Annotated in this window: 15 protein-coding genes and 7 pseudogenes; 16 read left to right on the top strand and 6 right to left on the bottom strand. The window is 59.7% G+C overall.

What is annotated here, in order from left to right; translation table 11 throughout:
* Window position 1: 1 nt before the first annotated feature.
* A complete protein-coding gene (locus ACH79_RS15450) occupies window positions 2-484 on the bottom strand; it encodes a hypothetical protein (protein ID WP_161851774.1) in 483 nt (160 codons plus the stop codon).
* A 45-nt stretch (window positions 485-529) separates the two neighbouring features.
* Window positions 530-1,129: an FAD-dependent oxidoreductase gene (locus ACH79_RS15455; protein ID WP_161851775.1), complete on the bottom strand. Its 600-nt coding sequence runs from the start codon at window positions 1,127-1,129 to the stop codon at window positions 530-532.
* A 548-nt stretch (window positions 1,130-1,677) separates the two neighbouring features.
* Between ACH79_RS15455 and ACH79_RS15460 the strand changes: the two genes are divergently transcribed.
* The 6 genes and pseudogenes from ACH79_RS15460 (at window position 1,678) to ACH79_RS15485 (ending at window position 7,698) form a co-directional block, all read left to right on the top strand.
* Complete coding sequence (locus ACH79_RS15460; RefSeq protein ID WP_246738550.1) at window positions 1,678-2,271, top strand: glycosyl hydrolase; 594 nt, start codon at window positions 1,678-1,680, stop codon at window positions 2,269-2,271.
* A gap of 648 nt (window positions 2,272-2,919) precedes the next feature.
* A pseudogene (locus ACH79_RS15465) lies at window positions 2,920-3,612 on the top strand (transposase); the annotation flags it as partial.
* A 148-nt stretch (window positions 3,613-3,760) separates the two neighbouring features.
* Window positions 3,761-5,103 (top strand): annotated as a pseudogene (locus tag ACH79_RS15470) (IS5 family transposase).
* A 24-nt stretch (window positions 5,104-5,127) separates the two neighbouring features.
* A pseudogene (locus tag ACH79_RS15475) lies at window positions 5,128-5,325 on the top strand (DDE-type integrase/transposase/recombinase); the annotation flags it as partial.
* Between the two features lie 362 nt (window positions 5,326-5,687).
* A complete protein-coding gene (locus tag ACH79_RS15480; RefSeq protein ID WP_202639247.1) occupies window positions 5,688-6,701 on the top strand; it encodes an IS110 family transposase in 1,014 nt (337 codons plus the stop codon).
* A 637-nt stretch (window positions 6,702-7,338) separates the two neighbouring features.
* The gene (locus ACH79_RS15485; RefSeq protein WP_161851777.1) at window positions 7,339-7,698 is read left to right on the top strand and encodes a helix-turn-helix domain-containing protein; all 360 of its coding nucleotides are present in this window, start codon (window positions 7,339-7,341) and stop codon (window positions 7,696-7,698) included.
* 253 nt (window positions 7,699-7,951) lie between these two features.
* On the opposite strand, the pseudogene ACH79_RS15490 reads toward ACH79_RS15485, so the two are convergent.
* Together ACH79_RS15490 and ACH79_RS42970 are read right to left on the bottom strand one after the other, a co-directional pair.
* Window positions 7,952-8,774 (bottom strand): annotated as a pseudogene (locus ACH79_RS15490) (IS3 family transposase); the annotation flags it as partial.
* The gene (locus tag ACH79_RS42970; protein ID WP_202639390.1) at window positions 8,725-8,949 is read right to left on the bottom strand and encodes a hypothetical protein; all 225 of its coding nucleotides are present in this window, start codon (window positions 8,947-8,949) and stop codon (window positions 8,725-8,727) included. The gene ACH79_RS42970 and the pseudogene ACH79_RS15490, both read right to left, overlap by 50 nt.
* Window positions 8,950-9,483: 534 nt before the next feature.
* Between ACH79_RS42970 and ACH79_RS45095 the strand changes: the two genes are divergently transcribed.
* The gene (locus ACH79_RS45095; RefSeq protein WP_371419406.1) at window positions 9,484-9,735 is read left to right on the top strand and encodes a transposase; all 252 of its coding nucleotides are present in this window, start codon (window positions 9,484-9,486) and stop codon (window positions 9,733-9,735) included.
* A gap of 334 nt (window positions 9,736-10,069) precedes the next feature.
* Here ACH79_RS45095 and ACH79_RS15500 read toward each other — a convergent pair.
* Window positions 10,070-10,321 (bottom strand): annotated as a pseudogene (locus ACH79_RS15500) (transposase); the annotation flags it as partial.
* Between the two features lie 54 nt (window positions 10,322-10,375).
* On the opposite strand from ACH79_RS15500, the gene ACH79_RS45100 reads away from it, so the two are divergent.
* The 3 genes and pseudogenes from ACH79_RS45100 to ACH79_RS15515 form a co-directional block, all read left to right on the top strand.
* Window positions 10,376-10,687 carry a methyltransferase domain-containing protein gene (locus ACH79_RS45100; protein WP_371419407.1) on the top strand — a complete coding sequence of 104 codons (312 nt, stop codon included), beginning with the start codon at window positions 10,376-10,378 and terminating at the stop codon, window positions 10,685-10,687.
* 336 nt (window positions 10,688-11,023) lie between these two features.
* Window positions 11,024-11,164 (top strand): annotated as a pseudogene (locus ACH79_RS15510) (IS256 family transposase); the annotation flags it as partial.
* Between the two features lie 424 nt (window positions 11,165-11,588).
* Window positions 11,589-12,510 (top strand): annotated as a pseudogene (locus ACH79_RS15515) (helix-turn-helix domain-containing protein); the annotation flags it as partial.
* A 60-nt stretch (window positions 12,511-12,570) separates the two neighbouring features.
* Here ACH79_RS15515 and ACH79_RS43945 read toward each other — a convergent pair.
* The gene (locus ACH79_RS43945; protein WP_246738679.1) at window positions 12,571-13,209 is read right to left on the bottom strand and encodes a hypothetical protein; all 639 of its coding nucleotides are present in this window, start codon (window positions 13,207-13,209) and stop codon (window positions 12,571-12,573) included.
* 520 nt (window positions 13,210-13,729) lie between these two features.
* Between ACH79_RS43945 and ACH79_RS15520 the strand changes: the two genes are divergently transcribed.
* The 6 genes from ACH79_RS15520 to ACH79_RS15545 all read left to right on the top strand — a co-directional run bounded on the left by ACH79_RS15520 (window position 13,730) and on the right by ACH79_RS15545 (window position 21,003).
* A complete protein-coding gene (locus ACH79_RS15520) occupies window positions 13,730-14,677 on the top strand; it encodes an IS3 family transposase (protein WP_202639248.1) in 948 nt (315 codons plus the stop codon).
* A gap of 444 nt (window positions 14,678-15,121) precedes the next feature.
* Complete coding sequence (locus tag ACH79_RS15525; RefSeq protein WP_161851779.1) at window positions 15,122-16,081, top strand: calcium-binding protein; 960 nt, start codon at window positions 15,122-15,124, stop codon at window positions 16,079-16,081.
* Window positions 16,082-16,317: 236 nt separating this feature from the next.
* The gene (locus ACH79_RS15530) at window positions 16,318-16,875 is read left to right on the top strand and encodes a methyltransferase domain-containing protein (protein WP_246738680.1); all 558 of its coding nucleotides are present in this window, start codon (window positions 16,318-16,320) and stop codon (window positions 16,873-16,875) included.
* Window positions 16,876-17,007: 132 nt separating this feature from the next.
* Window positions 17,008-19,242, top strand: coding sequence for a peptidase domain-containing ABC transporter (locus tag ACH79_RS15535; protein WP_161856377.1), 2,235 nt, complete (start codon window positions 17,008-17,010; stop codon window positions 19,240-19,242).
* Window positions 19,232-20,575 carry an HlyD family type I secretion periplasmic adaptor subunit gene (locus ACH79_RS15540; RefSeq protein WP_161851780.1) on the top strand — a complete coding sequence of 448 codons (1,344 nt, stop codon included), beginning with the start codon at window positions 19,232-19,234 and terminating at the stop codon, window positions 20,573-20,575. Before ACH79_RS15535 ends, ACH79_RS15540 begins: the two co-directional genes overlap by 11 nt.
* The gene (locus tag ACH79_RS15545; protein ID WP_202639249.1) at window positions 20,572-21,003 is read left to right on the top strand and encodes a tetratricopeptide repeat protein; all 432 of its coding nucleotides are present in this window, start codon (window positions 20,572-20,574) and stop codon (window positions 21,001-21,003) included. The genes ACH79_RS15540 and ACH79_RS15545 overlap by 4 nt, the downstream gene beginning before the upstream one ends.
* The last annotated feature ends 181 nt before the right edge of the window (window positions 21,004-21,184 follow it).

Below are 21,184 nucleotides of genomic sequence, written 5' to 3' on the forward strand. Positions count from 1 at the left end.
ATCAACGGCTTGGGAATTCTTCACGGACGACGAATTCGTTGCCCTCGTCCGGTCGCAAGTCTGCTCGGAGCGTGTTCGTATAAAGACAGATATCGCGCTCGACGATTGGGCCCGCCGCACCGGGGACCAATTCGGCGAGCGTCAATCCCACAGTCTCCAGTTCTGTGTCGGTTGGCGGCGGGTGCCAGGCGTCTGCCCCCACGACTGGCCCATGGTCGTGCTGCGCAGCCTTTACGCCTCGTCCCTCGAAATCAGGAAAGCCGTATACCAGCCCTTTCTCCCCTTCGACAATAAACGCCGGAAATTCCCCGTAACGCACCAATTCGGGTTTAGCCGGCTTGAACCAACCGACCGTCTGTCGCGTGATCTTTAAATGTCGCGCGAGTCCCGGGAGTAGGCCGGCAATCCATGGTCCTGCAGCGACAATGGCCCTCTCGGCTAAGATTACCTCTTGGGGCGTTGAAATACGGATGCCGGCGGCCACCGGCCGTATTCGGGCCGGAGCCAGAATGATGCGGTGGTCGGCTCCCTAGCGAAACGCGCGGATCGCAGCTTCCGCCAACAGGATCCCGCCGCTTTCCTGGACGACTACATCCCATTCTTCAGGAAGCTGGAACGCCGGAAACGCGGCGTTTGCTTCCGCTCCCGTGGCCAAACCGGAAACGGCCTCCTTGAGTGCGCTGGCTCGGGAGTCGGCCACCATCTTCGATCCTGGAGGTCCTGCTTCGAGTACGCGAGTCGGCATGAGGATTGTCCGACCGCTGGCGGCCTCCAACATCCGCCATCCCTTGAAGGCAGCATCGCTAAGCTCCGTGTAAGTCGCGCTCTCGGAATTGAAGCGTCGGTACACTCGGCATGATCCATGCGATGAGCCGCGAGCCTCGCCCAACACAAGAGGGTCGAAGCCGAGCACGTCGGCCCCACGACGCGCCAGCGAATGGAACGCAGAGCTGCCAATCAGGCCGAGGCCGACGACGGCGATTTCACAAACACGCATCCCCGCTCCCTCTTCCGCCGTCTGGCACGCCCCATTGATCTGCCACGCCGCCGCCCTTCTGAGGACCCCGTACTTGGTGGACAAGCCGCAGCCGCGGCAGGAGCACAACAATCCCTGACACTCGCGCAGCATTCGCAATGCGCCTTGTCAGCCTTTTTCTTGTTATGGGTTTACGACCCGCCCGTGATCCAAACGGAGCGAGGGGCTCTACCAAGTAAGAGCGAGCGGGGCTTGCCCCCTGGGCGAAGTGCCGCTCGCGCCCGCGATCGCCAGCGTCTCGATACCTTAAGTCGTTGAGTTCGTCGCCTGCCAAACCTTGTAGGCTCACTCCAAATTGATTCAGCAAGCTGTGGGCGCGTGAGACGCTGACGCAGCGATAATCGCGCGTCACTCAGAATGCAGATGGCGCCAGGATTGCGCCGGATCATGATCCCGGCGGGCTCGCGATGACCTTCGGGCAAATCCTTCTCGTTGCGCCGCATGCGTGGGTTGGAAAAGGAACGGACAGGCGCGCACCGTGCACTCTCGCGCTAGTCAGCTTCTCGAAAGCCAACCTTCCTAGAATTCGAAGCCGGTCTCTAGATGACGATGCCGCCCACGACTGAACTGGTCACGAACCTAGGGTACCCGCTGGGCCGATCGGCAAGAGGCTTCGTTCCCATAAGAGCAAGGAGAGCATTATGGATTCCAATCGGATAAACGGTGCCGGCTCGCCAGAGTCCCCAATGGGGTACGTCTGCTCACAGGAGCATCATGATCTTTTTAGGCAGGCTGTGAACGACGTCAGGTCATCGGCTGCCGTCCCTGTACCGGCAAAGGTCCCGATTTGGAGTTCGAGCGCTCCGTATGGGAACTTTTCACGCGATGGCTACTCCTGGAACAACGACGTGTGGGGCAGTGGTGCCGGGCCTCAGACCATTTCGGTGTATGGAGCGAACCGGTGGAGCGTGTGGTCAAACCAGCCTGGAACTGGTGGCATCAAGAGCTATCCGCACGAGGCTGTCCATATCGGAAAGCCGCTCAGTGCAATCAACACTTTGAGCTCGACCTTCAATCAGGACGTTCCTAAAAGCGGCGCCTGGGACACCGCCTATGATATTTGGGACAGCTCAAACCAGCATGAGATCATGATCTGGACAAACTACACCGGAAACTCGGACGGTAGCGGCAACGTTAAGCCCATTTCTTATCATTATCGGCAGGATCCCTCCGGGGCGGCGATCCCGGTCTACACTAACGTCGACGTGGGAGGGACGACCCTGGAACGTGTTTGAAGGGAATAATGGTCACAATGTCATCTCGCTCGTGCCCACTTCGAAGAGCAACAGCGGGACAGTGGACATCAAAGGCATCCTAGAGTGGATCAAGTCGAAGGGCTACTTCGGCCCAGGCGGAATGAACTTCAAGTTCAATAACTGGACCGTGACCGCCAAGTGAAGATCCAGTTCTGAGTTCGCCCCGGCTGTTGGATTTGCCCGAACCCGGCGCGGAGAGCGCATCGTCGCGCCGGGGCACACGACCTGGAGCGGATCATGACTCGAAATAAATCAGCCTGTTACCGCCCAAAGCGGAGCATTGTCGCGCGCAGGCGCATCATTGAGAAGCTTGCGGAGTAGATGGGCGCGGACCATGACACGGCGCGTGACCACCTGTGGCATTTCAAGAGCATCACGACCAGCGAAGCACAGACGTCGCGCTGATGGAAACTCGCTCCACCCCGGGGGTGGCGCTGAAGGGATGGAGCGAGCTCGCCAGGTGCAACGTCTAGGAGAGCGTTGCGAGGGGCCAATACCTTTCCGATCCGGGCAGCATTGCGGGGATAAAGAGAAAGCAGAAGTGCATGTCGGATGGCCGGCTGGTGACCTGCCACTGCGTATTTCCTCCAGATCGAGTTAGAGTCCGGCCCGAAGAAGGACGGACAGATGAAGCGAGCAAGGTTCACGGAAGAGCAGATTATCGCTGTGTTGAAGGAGCATGAGGCTGGGGCAAAGACAGCGGACCTGGCTCGCAAGCATGGAATCTCCGAGGCGACGATCTACAATTGGAAGGCCAAATTCGGCGGCATGGATGTGTCTGAGGCCAAGCGGCTGAAGGCGCTGGAAGACGAGAACGCGAAGCTGAAGAAGCTCCTCGCGGAGCAGATGCTTGATGCGGCCGCCCTTCGCGAGCTTCTTTCAAAAAAATGTAGGGCCAGACACCAAGCGCGCTGCGGTCGCGCATCTGCAGGCTGTCATGAGCCTGTCGGAACGGCGGGCCTGTTCGATCGTCAGCGCTGATCGGAAGATGATCCGCTACAGCTCCAGCCGCCCTCCAGACACGGCTCTGCGTGGTCGATTGCGCGATCTCGCCAACGAGCGGCGGCGTTTCGGATACCGCCGGCTGTTCGTCTTGCTGCGGCGGGAGGGCGAACCGTCGGGCACCGTGCGCAAGCGGCGAGCCCGCCGCAAGGCCGCGGGGACAGGGCCCCGATCGTGGTGGAGGCTAAGCCCAATGCCCGCTGGTCGCTGGACTTCGTCCACGACCAGTTCGCTAACGGGCGGCGCTTCCGCATCCTCAACATCGTCGATGACGTGACCAAGGAATGCCTTGGCGCCATTCCGGATACCTCGTCGTCCGTGAAGAATTCCCAAGCCGTTGATTTGGAATCCGGAAACGGCATTTTGCAGTAATTGAATTTGCCGGAAAGCGGGCCTTTGGAGCGGGATTCCTTGCAAACTTGATTTGTGATTCACTCGCGCAGAACCGGCTTTGGCGAGAGATTCGATGCGGCCACGAGAGCGGAGCGAGACGGGGGAACAGGATCTTTTCCGCTCCCGGCTCGATCAGATCATCGACATGAAGCATCCGCTGGTGAGGCTGGGCCGCACGGTGGATTGGGGCTTTCTGGAAGGGCGGTTCGGCGAGGTTTACGATGATGATCCCGGCCGGCCGCCGCTGCCGACGCGCTTGATGGCGGGGCTTTCGATCCTCAAGCACACCTACGACCTGTCCGACGAGGTGCTGTGCGAGCGGTGGGTCGAGAACCCCTATTACCAATACTTCTGCGGCGAAGAATTCTTCCAGCACCGGTTGGTGTTCGATCGCTCGTCGCTGACGCGCTGGCGCAATCGCATGGGCGAGGAACGGCTGGCGGCGCTGATCCAGGAAAGCCTGTCGGTTGCCGTCAAGACCGAGGCAGTCAAGCCGTCCGAACTGTCGCGGGTGATCGTCGACACCACGGTTCAGCCCAAGAACGTGACGTTCCCCACCGACGCGAAGCTTCTAAACCGGGCGCGCGAGAAGCTGGTGCGGCTGGCGCAGCGCCATGGGGTGATTTTGCGTCAGTCCTATGCGCGGGTGGGCAAGTTCGCCCTGATCGAGCACCAGCGCTATGCCCACGCCAAGCAGTTCAAGCGCGCCAACCGGAAGCTCAAGACGCTGCGGACCTATCTGGGCCGCGTGATCCGCGACATCGGCCGCAAGATCGAGGGTAACAGCGGGCTCGAGGCGGCGTTCGCAAAGCTGCTGGCGCTGGCGCGGCGCGTGCGCGAGCAGCAGCAGCGTCAACGTGGGCCGAAGGTTTATTCCCTGCACGCGCCGGAGGTCGAGTGCATCGGCAAGGGCAAGGCCCACCGGCCTTACGAGTTCGGCGTCAAAGTCTCCGTCGCCACCACGATCGGCCACGCCAGGGGCGGCCAACTCGTCACCCATGTGAAGGCACTGCCCGGCAATCCCTATGACGGTCACACGCTGGCCACCGTGATCCCGGACATGGAGGCGCTCATCGGCAACATCATCGCGCGCCTCCTCGCCGACAAGGGATATCGCGGCCACAACGCCCCACCCGATTACAAGTTCAGGGTCTTCATCTCCGGCCAGAAGCGAGGAGTGACACCAAGGATCAAACGCCAATTGCGCCGCAGGGCCGCTGTCGAGCCCGTCATCGGCCATCTAAAGCCGAGCACCGCATGGGCCGCAATTATCTCTGGTTCCGTCGCGGCGATGCAGCCAACGCCGTCCTCGCCGCCGCCGGCTACAACTTCCGCCGCCTCATCCGCTGGCTCAGGCTTTTGCTGCACCTCTTCCTGACCGCACTCTTCTCCGGCGGTCGGCTTAATCCAGCGTGAAATCAATCTTCTTCACGGACGACTACCTCGATCTCGGGACGGCGCGTCGCCCGCGAACTGATCGCGATCGTCGCACGACGTGGCAAGCCAGAAATGATCGTGTCCGACCATGGCACAGAGTTCACCTGCAACGCCATGCTGGCCTGGAGCAAGGACACGGTTATCGACTGGCACTTCATTGCGCCAGGAAAGCCGATGCAGAATCCCTTCATCGAGAGTTTCATGTATAGACGGCCCCGCGGATGCAAGGGATTTTAGCAGCACTTTGGATGACGGTCGGGTGCGTTCATGTATACGGCCTGTTAGTGCGACCGATACCATGGTCGCTGGCCCTCATGGAGATCGCGGATCGAGGCCTCATCAACGGGTCGCGCTTGTTGCGCTTAAAGCTCTTCGGGCTTGCGCGATCCCCAGCTCCGCCGGTTTCCATCATGCTGTCATTTGCCCTCACACTATAAGTTGGCCAACATACGCGGAAAGTCAGGCCGTGAGCTTAGGCCGATAGAATTTCCCGGTCGTCATCATTGCCCAGACGATCCGGGCCAACTTGTTGGCAACGGCGATGGCGACGACCATGGGTCGACGTGGCCAAGCACGTTTTCCAGGTTCACGGGGCGGATGCCGAGGGCGTACCCGTGTTCAACCGGAAGCTACGGCGCAGCGAAGTTCTGCCTTTTTTCGAGAAGCTGCCACCATGCCTGGTGGGGATGGAAGCATGCGGTAGCGCCCACTATTGGGCGCGCGAGATCGCAGCTCTCGGTCATGAGGTGCGGCTCATTCCGCCAGCTTATGTCAAACCCTTCGTCAAGCGAGGCAAGACGGATGCGGCGGACGCGGAGGCCATCAGCGAAGCGGTGACCCGAAAGACCATGCGCTTCGTGCCCATTAAGACGGCCAAGCAACAGGCTGCCGCGATGGTGCTGAAGACCCGCGCTCTTCTAGTGCGGCAGCGAACGCAGGCGGTCAACGCGTTGCGCGCGCACCAAGCCGAGTTGGGGATCATCGCCACCGCCGGCCTGGCAAAGGTTGAGGCGCTGATCGCAATCGTACGGGACGAGGCAGATGCTCGCCTGCCCGCAGCGGCGCGCTTCGCGCTCATGGCTATTGCCGACGAGATTGAAGCTTCAGCCAACCAGATCGAGAGGCTCGAGCGCGCAATCGTCATTGAGGCCAAGCACGACGAGGACATGCGCCGGTTGACTACCATCCCTGGCGTCGGCGCCATTACGGCGGCGACCATCAAGGCGCTTGTGCCGGATCCTGGCGGGTTCAAGTCGGCTCGCCACTTTGCCGCTTGGCTAGGACTGACGCCACGGTCTCATTCAAGCGGAGGCAAGGAGCGGCTGGGACGAATATCGAAAATGGGGAATCCGGAACTCCGTGCCCTTCTCGTTGTCGGGGCAACAGCCGTCTTGCGAGTTGCCCGAAACGACGCTCAGGCGCGACCGTGGCTGAAGGCGCTATTCGCCAGACGGCCCTTCAAGGTTGTCGCGGTCGCGCAAGCCAATAAGACTGCGCGGATCATTTGGGCCCTTCTGAACAAAGGCGGGACGTACCGGCGTCCCGACCCGCTGTCGACTACCGCGGCCGCCGTCTGATGGACGCAGTGACCGCCAAGGCGATCTGAGCGGCGCAGGCCGGCAGAGGGCAAGGTGCAACAACAGCCGATGAACCATGGCGAAATCCCGAAACGAGTGAAGCTACTGCCCCCAATGCGCTCAAGCGCGTAAACTTGATTTATAGCTCCTGGTTCCGCGGATCTCATCGAGGCCAGCGGCCATGTGCCGCGCGCAAAGGCCGGACATATGACCGCACCGTCCCAATGTGTGAAATCGACTGAAAAAGCTCTTGCCACGCGGGCCGTTCCACATAGGGGGGCAAGGTCACCCGAGCCAACGATCCGCCTCCAGGACTACCGTGATCTGGCGGGGATTATCACGGCTGAATGACATCGAACTGGGAGCTGTGATCGAGGCAAAAAAAGTCTGTTTGCCGCTAACCCAAATTTTCGGCGTTCGGCCTGCCCGCCGCCGCCAACGTTAAAACCAACTGCTAATTGACATTTATCTCTTTTGGGCGCTATCCACTTATGGTAGCGCCGCCACTGGTCCTTTGTACCGTATGCGACGCCTTGTAGGTTATCTAACGGCTGCGTGTATGTTATTTGACATTGGATCGCCCTCTGTTTCAAGCTAGCCCGCGAGTTTACTGGTCGGAACTGGTTTGGCGGCGTGCATGAAGAAACACTCTCATGAAGAGAAAATACTGAAACTCGCTGAGGCAGACGAACTGGCCCGAGCAGGCAATTCTCAGGTGGCCATTTGCAAGGCGCTTGGCGTGAGCGTCATGACGCTCCATCGTTGGCGAAAACTGCCGCTCAGCAAGGACGGGGGGCAATCTTCGGAGGGGCGTAACGCGGGCAGGAACCCGCCTTCCACCCTCCCTAGCATAGATGAAATGCGTCGTGCGTTGGAAGAGCTCACGGTCGAGAACCGGCGCCTGCGCAAACTTGTCGCGGACCTTATGCTCGAGAAGATGACACTCGAAGAGGCTGCGCCACCCAGCCTCGGGGCTGTCCGAGTACGCAATCCCTGATCCGAATTTTGTTCATCTCACGGCTCAAAATCCCGCCATGGTCCAAATTATGCAGAGGTTGAGCTAAACGCGGCCCGATGATTGGTTGCTGCCGCTGCGTACTGGGCCGGTTCCGGAGCGCTCGCACCGTCCCAATAATGACTAGTTTGCGTTGACCTGCCACTGAACTTCATCCAACGGCAGTTAGAGTCTCAGGGTTTTTGCAGGGAGACCGAACTTTGGACCACCCAGAACGAGAGTTTTTCGCCCTTGATCACGTTGGCGGGCTGGATGCGCCGACGTGGTTTTGCAGCAAGATCGGCGGTCTGTTGCCGATCGCCCCATGGGGCCGCGCCAAGTCTCCACTTCTTCCTGGGCGTCCGCAAGGCTGAGGAACCAGTGAGTGTTGAGGCATTCGGCCCGGAAGCGACCGTTGAAGGCCTCAATGAACGCATTGTCGGTCGGCTTGTCGGGCCGCGAGAAGTCCAGCGTGACGCCGCGCTGGTAGGCCCATAGGTCAAGGTCGCGCGACACGAACTCGCTGCCTTGATCGACGCGGATCCTCGCCGGGAATCCCACTTCCTCGCAGGCCCTTTCCAGTATCGCCACGACGTCGCTGCCGCGGAAGGTGAACCGTGGCGCCAGCACCGGTGAGAAACGGGACAAGAAATCGACGGTCGTGAGCACGCGCAGCTTATGTCCGGTCGCCGACTGATCGTGGACGAAATCCATCGCCCAGGTCTCGTTCGAGCGCGTCGGAGGTCGGCGATCATCGCGCAACTTGGCCTTGACCCGGCGCTTCGGCGTCTTGTTGCCAAATTGCAGGCCCAACTCGCGATAGATGCGACTGTCTTGTTCTGGCCGTGGCGCCATCCCTCGCGGCGCCGCAGAACGTGGACACGGCGATAGCCGTAGCGAACGCGGACATGGCAGATCTCCTTGATCCGATCTTCGAGGGCTGCCTGGCCGGAGCGAAGAGACTTGTAATGGTAGGTCGACCGGTCGAACTCGAGGGCTTCACAAGCCTTGCGGATCGAGACCTGCCACTCAGCGCAAACCTCGTCGACCAGCTTGCGCTTCCGGCCAGGCTTCATAGCTAATGGGATGGTCTGCCCCGCCGAACCCGCGCATACTGCGCGGCGAGTTTTCGACCGAGAAAGGACCAGAAAAATGTTGCGCAACAAGCGTCAGCCCGCCGCCGTCTTCGGCATCGATATCGGGAAGCATATTTTCCATGTCGTAGGAACCGACGCAGGCGGTGGAGTCATCCAAAAGGAAAGCTCCGCCGCGACACAGTTTTGCAGTTCTTCGATGCCGCGCAGCGTACGGTCGTCGCGATGGAAGGTTGCCCAGGCTCCCAATGGCTGGCACGCAAGTTACAACAGCTCGGGCACGTGGTCCGAGTGATTCCTGCGCAGTTCGTGTAGCCCTACGTGAAGTCCAACAAGAACGATATCATCGATGCGGAAGCGATCGCCGAGGCGGCCCCCGACCCGCGATGCGCTTTGTTGAGAGCAAATCGGAATCCCAAGTCGACATCCAGGCGCTGCACCGCATCCGAGATCAGAAGGTTGCCCTGCGAACTCAGCTCGTCTGCCAAATGCGGCGTTCTGCCTCGAATACGGGAGCGCAATCCATCAGGGCATCGGCAAATTCAAAGCCGACTTCCCTCGCGTACTGACCGACGAGGATGAGGCGCACGCTTCGTCGGCTGTTCGAGGACTTCGGGCACATCGAACACCGCATCGCCGAGATCACACGTGAATCGAGGCTTTGGCGGCGAGTGACGAACGAGCGCGGCGGCTCATGACTGTTCCCGGGATAGGCCCACTCGTGCCGACGGCATTCGTCGCGAGCGCCGGCAATGCTAGTCAGTTCCGAAGGGCCAAAGACCTCGCCGCGTGGCTTGGGTTGGTCCCTCGCGAACACTCAACGGGTGGTAAGACGACCCTCCTTGGGATCAGCAAAAGAGGCAATCATTACCTGAGGCGACTACTGATTCACGGCGCAGGATCATGCGTCCTAAACGTACTTCCGATCGCTTGGGTTCGTGGTTGACCGGCCTCGAAAAGCGCATACATGCCAACAAGGTCACCGTGGCTCTGGCCACAAGGATTGCGCGGGTCGCCTGGGTCATCCTCACACGGTCCGGCTCTACCTACGAGCGGCGCATTCCCGTAGGCCCGGGCAGCAGACTGCGAGGTTCGGCGCCGCGCAAGCCCTTCGCCGAAAACGGGCGAATGCCCGATTAGCTATCTGGGAACGCGGCGTGCTGATCTCATCATGGCCTGGCTGCAACCGCAACCCACTCGCGAGAGGCCGATACGTTTACGCAGACTGTCGAAGTCGGATCGCTCAAGAGCCTTGCACAGGCGGGGCAGACCATACATAATCGGCGGATCACGTCCTGCAGCTCTGCTTGTCGAGCGACAGATCGGCCACCAGCTTCTTCAGCTTGGCGTTCTCATCTTCGAGCTGTCTCAACCGCCGCATCTCGGTCGGCAGCAGACCGTCATACTCTTCCAGTTGAAGTAGTCGCCTGGCTGATCCCGGCCTTACGGCAGATCTCTGCCACCGCAACCCCGTCATGGCCCTGCTTCAGGATGAACGCCTTCTGGGCGTCTAAAAACTTCAAGGCCTTCATGGTCCGTCGCTCCTCCCAGCCGAGGGGAATCGGCAGCGAAAACTCTAGCCAAAAATGGTCCAGTTTGCCGGACTCAGGTCAGCGCCTGCGCACAGAGTGCAGGAACTACACGGCGACGCAGTGGGACCCGAGCATCCCGTTTGGTTCCCAACACCAAAAGGGGTATCGCTCAGAAGACCTGCAGGCGCAGACTTTGCCGACGACACGTTTGATCTTGTGATCACGCAAGACGTATTCGAGCACATCTTTCGCCCGGATCTCGCTATCAGCGATATCGCCAGAACGCTAAAGATCGGTTGCTTTCGTCTGCACCGTCCCGATCGTCCAAATGATGCGTCCATCGGTTCGGCGGGCCTCATTTGCTGATGGCGAAATCACCCATCATCTCGAACCGCAGTATGTCTCAAAAGAAGGGTCGCTCACCATCGATTGGGGCACGATATCGTAGCCCATCTGCAGCACCACTCTGGCTTGAGCTTTGTGATAATTCAGATCGGCAACATCGATCTGGGCATCCGCGCCGATCTCAACGAGGTTCTGGTTGCGTCAAGAGATCGGTCCCGGAAGTTTAGTTTGTTCAGTAGTTCCGTCCCGCTGCCATTACAGGGGATGTCCCGGGTTCTGTTGAATTTCTGAAGAGGCGGCGTTGCCCACCTTGAGCCAGTAGGCTCGGGTGCTGATTCCACAAAGGAGAGCAACGCGATGACGAGAGATATCACAACGGCTGGTTGCCGGCGACCGGGGCTGTAGTCGAAGCGTTTGCGGAAGTGCGAGCGAGCTTCGATCGGTTCTGCCTTAGCAGGGATCGAAGCGCTCGGCACGATGATGGAGCCGGATGTCACCGATCTTAACCGCATCGATGTTACTGCAGCCCCAGCGCGAGGGGTACTCGTTCGCGTGATCCAGAACCATCCGAACCGCACGGGCCCGGACTTCGGGTGAAAAGATGTCGACCCCACAACGCGTAGACGCGCGCAGCCGAAGCGCTTGATTCTTCCCAATTCCGGAAGCAACGATTCTCCCGCGGCACAAATCAAACCAATCCTGCGACGCCATTCCCGATGCAGATCTCCCGGACGTACTCGATACCATCGTGCCTTCAGTGGACACGAGAAATCATCCTAGCCGGCGGGGATGAGGTGCGGTTCCTTTTATGCGCGGGCACTGGTCCGCGCCTACGCCCGCCGGGTCCCTTCCACCCCGCGGCGCATCTTCCAGGAGCGAAGATGAAGCAGAATCCGGACCGGGCAAAGCGACGGCAGAACAAGTGTTAAAGAACATTCGGCGCCAGACACGCCGGCAGTATTCGGCGGAAGAGAAGATCCGTATCGTGCTGGAAGGCCTGTGGGGCGAGGAGAATATCGCCGAGCTGTGCCGGCGCGAGGGCATTGCCGCCTCAATGTACTATGGTGGTCCAAGGAGCTCCTCGAAGCCGGTAAACGTCGCCTGGCGGGCGACACGGCGCGTGCGGCAAGCTCTCGCGAGGTGAAGGATCTGCGTCGTGAGACGACGGCGCTGAAGGAAGTCGTGGCCGACCTCACCCTGGAGACCCGGTTGAAAAAAAGCATGACCGAGGATGGGGACGACGAGGCATGAGATATCCCGCGTCCGAGAAGGCCGAGGTCATCCAGTTGATCGAGCAATCGCATCTTCCGGCCAAGCGCACGCTGGACAAGCCTGGCACCCCACGGGCCACCTTCTATCGCTGGTATGAGCGTTACCGCGAGGGCGGCAGCGCCGCGCTGGCCGATCATCGATCTCGACCGGAGCGGGTCTGGAATCGCATTCCGGACGATGTGCGAGCTCAGATCATCCACCTGGCGCTGGAAACTCCGCAGCTGTCGCCGCGTGAGCTGGCCGTGCGGTTCACCGACGAACGGAAGTATTTTGTCTCCGAAGCGTCGGTCTATCGGTTGCTCAAGGCGCATGACCTCATCACCAGCCCGGCCTATGTGGTGATCAAGGCGGCGAACGAGTTCAAGGACAAGACGACGGCCGTCAATCAGCTCTGGCAGACCGACTTCACCTACCTCAAAATCACCGGGTGGGGTTGGTACTATCTCTCGACCGGGCTCGACGACCTCTCGCGCTACATCGTCGCTTGGCGGCTTGGTCCCACGATGGCCGCCTCCGACGTCATGGCCACGCTCGACCAGGCACTCCTGGCCTCTGACCTCGACCGCGTCACTCAGCGGCCGCCGCCCCTAGTCAAGCGGGTACCCGGTGAGCACCTGCTCAACGTGCGTCGCTCAGGTGAGACGCGGAGCCTTTTCGGCCTCGTCACGTCCCCAGCCGGCGTCCGCGATCGACGTGTCGATCAGCTCGCCGCGCAAGAGCGCGAGCGGCGATTTGTAGTACAGCGCGATGTTGTGGAGGGGATCCGTCAGGACTTTGAAGACCCATACCAGTCCGGTCTGACCGTCACGGGTGACGAAAAGCTGGATCATCCGAAGGAGGGCGCCGCCGATGCCGATGACGAGCCATACCGTGCCGACGTGCCGGATGAAGTCAAGCCACCCGGCAGGCGGATCGAACATGCCAAACAGCGGAAAGACGTACAGTGCGAGCGGCGTCAGGCCCCAGATAATCAAGAGCACAATCTTCCGCATCTGGTTGTAGCCGATCTTGACCGCCTCCTTGTACTCGTTGCTGACTTTGTTCACGTCATCGTAGCCGTTCGGCTCGAAGCAAAAATGTCCGGTCTGCCGCGTCAGCATCGCAAGCCAGCCGACAAGCCCGGCCATTGCAGGGTCCTTGAACAAGAGCGCATAGCAACCGAGGAAGATGAAGGCGCTGATCAAATGCAGCGTCTGATTAATTCTGCTCTGGTGATAGTAACGGTAGTCATCCCACCGCAGTGTTCGCAGCATGTCTGACAAATGGCTCATCATCAATCCTCGATCGTTTTGACGGCGCTGCAGCCATAGGCCGAGTCCGTGACGGCTGCGTGAATGTCAATCGGCCTTTAGATCGCGGTTTGTTGTCAAGCTCCCATTTGGAACCTCCAATGGCACGATGATAGCGCTCGTGCCGTCGGGGCTGGTCAGGGTTGCGCAGACGGCGCGAGCGCGGCTGAGCTGAGTGGTTAGTTCAGGCACTGTATAGGGCTTATAGTTGACCTTGGCATCTCGTTTGATGCCGTGCGGGGGTGATCATTGGCGTCCACAGGCGAGACGCCCAAACACCGGGCCGATAAAACAAACGAGGAATATCGATCACCTGGGAGATGGCGTCTCATGGCGCAATGAGGCGCCTTATGCAAAACCGATGGAACTAGGCTGGCAGGCGTTTGGTCATGCCGGGGATGCGCTCCCATTCGGGGACGGCGTGGCGTGTGTGTCGCCGCTCTAGGGACGGCGATGGATTGTCGGATGTCCGCTCACGATAGAACGTTGGCAAAGATCCCGAATGAGGAAAGATGAAGCGGCTACGTCAGCTCGAAGAAGAGAACGCGAAGTTGAAGCGGATCGTCGCCGACCTGTCTTTGGACAAGGCCATGCTGCAGGATGTTCTTTCAAAAAAGCTCTGAAGCCTGGCCGCAAGCGCGAACTTGTCGACAAGTTGCGCCGCGACTGGAAGGTCTCGATCAGGCGTGCCTGCTCCACCCTCCGGATTGATCGTGCACTTTACGTCTATAAGTCGGGCGACCAGGCCGACCTCAAGCATCGCATCAGAAGCATCTGCGAGACCCGGGTGCGCTACGGTTACCGGCGCGTCCACGTATTGTTGCGGCGGGATGGCTGGTCGGTCAACGTCAAACGCATCCACCGGCTTTACAAGGAACTGGGCTTACAATTGCGCAACAAGACACCCAAGCGCCGCGTCAAGGCCAAGCTGCGCGATGACCGCAAGCCAGCGACGCGATCGAACGAGACCTGGGCGATGGACTTTGTTCATGATCAGCTGGCAACCGGGCGAAGGATTCGGGTGCTCACGATTGTCGATATCCTCTCCCGTTTCTCGCCGGCGCTGGAGCCACGGTACACGTTCCGCGGCATCGACGTCGTGGAGGTGCTGGAAAGAGTCTGCAATGAAGTGGGATTCCCGGCGACGACCCGTGTCGATCAAGGCAGCGAGTTCGTGTCGCGCGATCTTGACCTGTGGGCCTATCAGCGCGGCATCACGCTGGACTTCTCCAGGCCGGGCAAGCCGACAGACAACGGCTTCATCGAATCGTTCAATGGCAAATTCCGCACCGAGTGTCTCAACACGCACTGGTTCATGAGTCTTGACGATGCCCGTGCGAAGATGGAGGATTGGCGTAGAGACTACAACGAGATCCGACCCCACAGCGCGATCGGCAACAAGGCGCCGATATCGCGATTGAATGGCTCATCGGCGCCCCCGCCAGCATGAGCCTAACCGCGGAAAATTCCAGCTGGGGCTGGCCTAGTTTTGGGGAGCACTTCATAACACTCCGAGACTCTAACTGCCGCCGGATGAAAATGCAGTGGCAGGTCACTGGTCCAAAGTTCGGTCTCGCTACAAAGCTCCGAGACTCTAACCGCTGGATGAAATTTAGGTGGTAGGTCACAGAATCTCGCAATGACCGCGGGACAATTAAGCCAACTTGACAGCGCCTCAAACCTGCTAACGCGCTGATTTGATCCTTGACAGGAATTGGGGCCCAGCTTAACATTCACTATAACGCTTATTCACATTCGTTAACGCCCTAATGTTAGCGGTGTGTGTGCGGGGCGAATGCAATCTGTTCGCTCCAGTACAAGTCGGAGCACTAGCCTGAAGCACGTTCGGTTGGCGCGTCGCGTCATCATTAGCGAAACTTGAAAGAGGGTTGCCATGGCCGTCTCGTACCTGACGAAAACTGAGCTGGACCAGTTTCTCCACCATAACGGAAATCACATTGAGGCGAGCGTCAGGTCGGCACTGATCGACTCGTTAGAACGTAGCGGAGTGTATAGCGATCATCCTGGGGATACTTCGAAGGCTGCGTTTCAGTCTGGACCGTTCTCCGGAGGGGCCGTTCCAGCAGGCATTCAGGTTCTCGACGTTGCGCAGTCAACCACCGTCGAGACCACGCCGAACCTGAAGGCGATCATTCTCGATGACGCTGGAGGCAAGACGCTCAACGTGATCGGCGGCCACAATGACGTGTTCATCGCCATGGGAAAAGGTTCCGACAGCGTGAACCTGTATGATTACGGGAACGACACGGTCTATGGCGGCAGCGGCAACGACGCGATCCGCGGCGGGCACGGTAACAGCTCGCTGTTCGGCGGCGCCGGCAACGACAGCATCTATGGTGGCAGCGGCAACGAGACTTTGTCCGGCGGCAGCGGTAACGACTATCTTGAGGCGGGCACCGGCGCTCAGTTGCTAGAAGGTGGCAGCGGCAACGACGTGCTGCAAGACCTATCGTCAGCAGGCCGCAGCACGCTCCTCGGTGGCTACGGCAACGACACGCTAATCGGCGTACAGGGCGATGTCTTTGAGGGCGGCAGCGGCAATGACGTCTTCTGGGTCTACGGCGAGTCAGGATTGAACTCGACGCTGCAGGGAGGAGGCGGCAACGATACGTTCCATCTTCAGACCCACACTGGAAATGATACGATAATAGGCGGCACAGGCTCGGACATCGTGGATTTCGCAGATCGCTCCTCCTTTGATGTTACGAAGATCGATTTCGACGATAAAACCAACTCCTACACGCTGCACTTCGGCGACAACCAGACGGTGGTGGTCAGTGGCGTCGAATATCTCCACTTCACCGATGGAGACGTGCAGTTGCCGAAGCTCTGAACCGGCGCCTGCAAGCTGCGCTGAGAAAGCCCCGCTCGTGGCGGGGCTTTGCCTTTGAGCTCAGCGCTTTGGCATCTCATGGACAAAGTCTTTTCACTGGTGGCTATGTTGTGGTTTGTTAATGTGATTATCTGGCCCTCTCACCACACCCGGTGCAGGAACGGATGTCGTCTGTCACGATGAAGCGATTGCTCAACGCGGGCTCAGGATCCGGTACGGCCCAGCGCATCGCCCGGATGATTCTCGACCAGGGTTGGGAAGAGGCCCGGCTCGACATCGACCCGGATGTCAAACCAGATGTGATCGGCTCGATCCTTGAGTTGAGTGGCGCGTTCAAGCCTCAGTCCTTCAACGCGGTTTGGTCATCGCATGTGCTCGAGCACCTCTATGCGCACGAGGTCTATCCCACATTGCGGCAATTCCACCAGATCCTTAAGCCTGATGGTTTCGCCTTAATCATGAGCCCGGATCTGCAATCGGTCGCTCAATTCATAGTCCAGCATGGCATCGGCGCAATAGCCTATCATTCGCCGGCGGGGCCCATCAGGCCGCTCGACATGCTCTACGGCCATTCGCGCGCGATCGAGGAGGGGCGCGTCCACATGGCCCACCGCACCGGATTTACGGCCGAGCGACTCGGTAATCTCCTGCTGATGGCCGGGTTTCCGACCGTTTCCGTCAGCAGCCAAAATTTCGAGGTCTGTGCGCTCGCGCTGATGCCCGAGGCCGACGGCGAGGCCATCCAGAGGTCTTTGTTAGAATCCGGCTTCAATTTTCAGGAAGCCCAGGCCTGAGGTATCTGTGAGTGCGGCCAGCCATTCCTCACAATTTGAACGATAAGTGCGGCTGGCTTTCTTTGCCGCTCAATGTTATACTCGTAGTTGAACGTGAGCGTCTTAACATAATTGGCAGATCGCTTGACCCCCATGACCGTCCACGGTGCCGATGACCGGAACCTGGCCGATGCGGCACCCGCATCGGCACTGGGGTGCCTGATTATCGTCGCACGACAGCACGGGCTGCACCTCACGTCCTCACAGCTCATCCAAGACAACCTTCTGCCGGACGAGAACGTCACACTGCATCAGCTTGTCCGCTGTGCGGAGAAAGCGGGCATGCGCGCGAAGTGCGTCAAGCTCGATTGGGGCGGACTGTCTCATCTGAAGAAGGCGCTTCCGGTCATCGTTCGGCTTCGGAATGGGAGCCACATGGTGCTCCTGCGTGTCGAGGGAGACGCTCACAATACGCGCATCGTGCTGAGGGATCCGAATGCCGCGGAAGACGCGCTGCTCGTGATCGACCAACCACGATTCGAAGATATCTGGTCCGGCGATCTCGTCCTAATCAAGCGCAATTACGAGATATCGGACGAAGCGCAGCCGTTCAGTTTCGGCCTCGTAGCCGCGCTGTTGTTCCGCGAACGCCGCATGGTCCGCGACGTCGCGATTGCCGCCGCGATCCTTGGGCTTCTTGGCCTGGCGCCGATCATGTTCTGGCGCTTGTTGTCGGACAAGGTGATCTTCTACAAGGCGTACAACACGTTCTATGTGCTCTGCGTCGCGATGCTGGTGGTCATAGCCTTCGAGGCGGCGTTCTCGTTCTTGAGACAGTTCCTTGTCCATCGCTTGACGACCAGGCTGGACGTCAAATTGTCGACCTACGTCTTCGAAAAGGTCCTCAATCTTCCCATCGACTACTTCGAGCAGACGGCGGTCGGCCTCGTCGCGCGCGACATTCGCGAAGTGTTTCGCATCCGATCGTTCCTGATGGGGCAATTGTTCGGCACTATTCTCGACTCTACGACGCTGATGTTCTTCCTGCCCGTCATGTTCTTTTTCAGCCCCGTCATGACCTTCGTGGTTCTCGCCTTGTCGGGCTTGATCGTCGCCTGGCTCGTCCTGATGTTGCCGAATTACCGCAAGGCGTCGACAGCCGTGCTGGCCGCGGAGGGCGCGCAGGGCGCATTTTTGGTTCAAACCTTGAATGGCATCCGGACGATCAAGTCGCTCGCGCTAGATACGCGGCAGCGCCACATGTGGGATGTTCTGGTCGCACGGGTTGCCAGAGCCCGGCTCGTCGAAGGCATGACTGGAAACGCCATCCAGTCGGTCGTGCGTCCGCTGGAGCGGCTGGCCGTCAGCGGCTCCTATGCGCTCGGCGTCTATCTCGCGCTTGAAAGCAACGATCCGGTCTATATCGGGGCGCTGTTCTCATTTCTGCTGTTGTCGCAGCGCGTCTCGGGTCCGCTGATGCAGATGGCGCAGCTCATCAATCAATACGACGAGGCGCGAAGTGCGGTTGCAATCGTCGGCAATCTGGTCAACCGGCCGGCCGAAGAGGGACGTTCCGGCCATGGCGTGCGTTCGCCGCTCGAGGGCAAGGTGGAGTTCTCCGGCGTCACCTTCAAATACAAGGGAGCGCTATCGACGACGCTGAACAACATCTCCTTCGAAATCCCGCTGGGGACTACTTTGGGCGTGATGGGCAAGAGCGGATCCGGCAAGACCACGATTACGCGGCTGTTGCAGCGGCTGCATTCCGACTATGAGGGATTGATCAAGATTGATGGCATCGACGTTCGCGAGTACGACATCGACCATCTCCGTCGTAACGTGGGCGTGGTGCTCCAGGAGAATTTTCTGTTCAGTGGGACCATCCGCGAAAACATCACCGCGGCCAAGCCGGACGCGTCGTTCGATGATGTGGTCAGGGCGGCGAGGCTGGCGGGTGCGGAAGAATTCATCGACAAGCTGCCGCGTGGCTACGAGACGCATATCTATGAAGGTTCGCCGAACCTCTCGGGAGGGCAGCGGCAGCGGCTTGCGATCGCGCGTGCGTTGATCGTCAACCCGCCGATCCTGATCCTCGATGAGGCGACAAGCGCGCTCGACGCCGACAGCGAAGCGATCGTGAACGCCAACATAACGCGCATCGCGCATGGCCGGACGCTGATCATTATCTCGCATCGCCTGTCCTCCCTGACAAAGGCGGATGCAATTCTCGTGGTTAATCGTGGTGTGGTCGACGATATCGGGCGGCATGAGGAGCTCCTGGCGCGCAACGATATCTACAGCTCGCTGTGGTATCAGCAGAACACGCATTTGGTGCCGGCGACCCGCAACGATCAGTCAAGATTCGGGAGTCCGACGCTTGTCTCCTGATGGTGCGCTTGCGACTGTTCGCCAATTTCAATCGGAAACGGATGCGATCCGAGAGGAGGCTGAGCCTCTGGTCGCGCGGGCAACGCTGTTTGTGCTCTCGGCCTTCCTGGTCACGATCGTTGCCATTCTCGCTCTGACGCGGATAGATCGCGTCATCACCAGCGCTGGGGGCCGAATCGTGCCGGTGGGACAGATCAGCGTCCTTCAGGCGCTGGATCCATCGATCATTAAGACGATTGACGTGCGGGAAGGCGAGCAGGTGCAACCGGGACAGCTTATTGCGACCCTGGACGCGACCTTTACGTCGGCGGACCTGACCCAGGCAAAATTGCAGATCGCTAGCCTCGAGACTCAGGTGGCGCGCGATGAAGCCGAGCTGAACCAGCATCCGCTGGTCTTTGCGAGCAAGCCAGATCCGGACTACCAGAAATACGCGGCCTTGCAGCGGGCGCTCTATGATCAGCGGACGGCGCAATATACCGCGCAGATCAATAGTTTCGATTCGAAGATCAAGCAGACCCAGGCGACAATGGAGAAGCTTCGCGGGGACGATGCGAGATATCGGCAGCGTGACGAGATCTTGCAGAAGATCGAGACCATGCGCACGACGCTGGCCGAGCACGGCACGGGCTCGCAGCTCAATATGTTTATCTCCCAGGACACAAGGCTTGAATTGCTGCGGACCCTGGAGAACACCCATAGCAGCCTAATCGAAGCCCAGAATACGCTCGCCGCGTCAATCGCGGACCGTGACGCCTTCAAGCAGCAATGGTTTGCGCAACTGAGTCAGGACCTCGTGACGACCCGCAACAAGCTCGACGAGGCCAGAGCCTCTTATGAGAAGGCGCTCAGGCACCAGGATCTGGTCCGATTGACCGCCGCCGAAGGCTCGGTCGTGTTGACGATGGCAAGGCTCTCGGTCGGGTCGGTGCTGAAGCCCGGCGATCCCTTCATCACCCTGATGCCGACCGACACCAAGCTCGAGGCTGAAATTCGCATCGCCTCGCGCGATGTCGGTTTCATCCGGCCCGGAGACCCCTGCACGATGCGGATCGATGCGTTCAATGCCGCGGAGCATGGTACAGCCGATGGCAAAGTGCGCTGGATCAGCGAGGGCGCCTTCACCACCGACGACGATGGAAAGCCTATCGAAGCCTACTACAAGGCGCGGTGCTCGGTGGAGTCGACCAACTTCAAGGATGTGCCGAAAAACTTCCGCCTGATTCCGGGCATGACGCTTGCGGGAGATGTCCATGTCGGCACGCGGGCGGTCGGAATGTATCTGCTTGGCGGAATGCTGAAAGGCATCCGGGAGGCCATGCGTGAGCCATGACGGCATTGACCCAATCGCTCCTCCAATGGCTTCGGCCCGCGTCTCATGGATCTGAAGAAAGGCGGCTTGGTCCGGCGGAGGCAGCGTTCGAGCGCGGTCACTATCTGGAAGCGCTTAAGCTCTGGAAGCGCGCCTCGCAAAACGGCGACGCGGAAGCGGACTATCGGATCGGCATGCTCTACGCGAAGAACCAGGGGGTAGTGGGCAGCATTCCGGATGCCGTGGTGTGGTGCGAACGCGCGGCGCAGCGAGGTCACGCCGAGGCGCAGTATCAACTCGGTCTGATATATCTGTACGGAGTCAACGCCAGCCTCGGGCCGAATAGGCCGGAGACCTGGCGTCAATCCTCCGCCGCGCGATTGGGCGATACCGCGTCGAATGTGCATCACCTGATTCCCGCACGGGACCAGTGTCGCGAAGGATATTAGCTCCGCGTTTCGCTGGATATCGGCCGCGGCCGAGGCCCGCAAAGCGGATGCTGCAGCGTGTCGGCGCCGTGTTCGAGGATAGGCGTATGCCTATCCTTATCGCTATCCTTACGACTATCCTTTGACATTGTGACCTCGCGACAAACCATTCCGCGAGATCTTCCTAGCCGACCAGATCAGC

It is taken from the genome of Bradyrhizobium sp. CCBAU 051011 (assembly GCF_009930815.1).
Classification (GTDB): Bacteria; Pseudomonadota; Alphaproteobacteria; order Rhizobiales; family Xanthobacteraceae; genus Bradyrhizobium.

What these genes read in the sequence shown, in the direction of transcription:
- ACH79_RS15455 (WP_161851775.1), bottom strand. Translation starts at nt 1,129, where the DNA reads ATGCTGCGCGAGTGTCAGGGATTGTTGTGCTCCTGCCGCGGCTGCGGC.
- ACH79_RS15460 (WP_246738550.1), top strand. Translation starts at nt 1,678, where the DNA reads ATGGATTCCAATCGGATAAACGGTGCCGGCTCGCCAGAGTCCCCAATG.
- ACH79_RS15485 (WP_161851777.1), top strand. Translation starts at nt 7,339, where the DNA reads ATGAAGAAACACTCTCATGAAGAGAAAATACTGAAACTCGCTGAGGCA.
- ACH79_RS45095 (WP_371419406.1), top strand. Translation starts at nt 9,484, where the DNA reads ATGACTGTTCCCGGGATAGGCCCACTCGTGCCGACGGCATTCGTCGCG.
- ACH79_RS45100 (WP_371419407.1), top strand. Translation starts at nt 10,376, where the DNA reads ATGGTCCAGTTTGCCGGACTCAGGTCAGCGCCTGCGCACAGAGTGCAG.
- ACH79_RS43945 (WP_246738679.1), bottom strand. Translation starts at nt 13,209, where the DNA reads ATGAGCCATTTGTCAGACATGCTGCGAACACTGCGGTGGGATGACTAC.
- ACH79_RS15520 (WP_202639248.1), top strand. Translation starts at nt 13,730, where the DNA reads ATGAGGAAAGATGAAGCGGCTACGTCAGCTCGAAGAAGAGAACGCGAA.
- ACH79_RS15525 (WP_161851779.1), top strand. Translation starts at nt 15,122, where the DNA reads ATGGCCGTCTCGTACCTGACGAAAACTGAGCTGGACCAGTTTCTCCAC.
- ACH79_RS15530 (WP_246738680.1), top strand. Translation starts at nt 16,318, where the DNA reads ATGATTCTCGACCAGGGTTGGGAAGAGGCCCGGCTCGACATCGACCCG.
- ACH79_RS15535 (WP_161856377.1), top strand. Translation starts at nt 17,008, where the DNA reads ATGACCGTCCACGGTGCCGATGACCGGAACCTGGCCGATGCGGCACCC.
- ACH79_RS15545 (WP_202639249.1), top strand. Translation starts at nt 20,572, where the DNA reads ATGACGGCATTGACCCAATCGCTCCTCCAATGGCTTCGGCCCGCGTCT.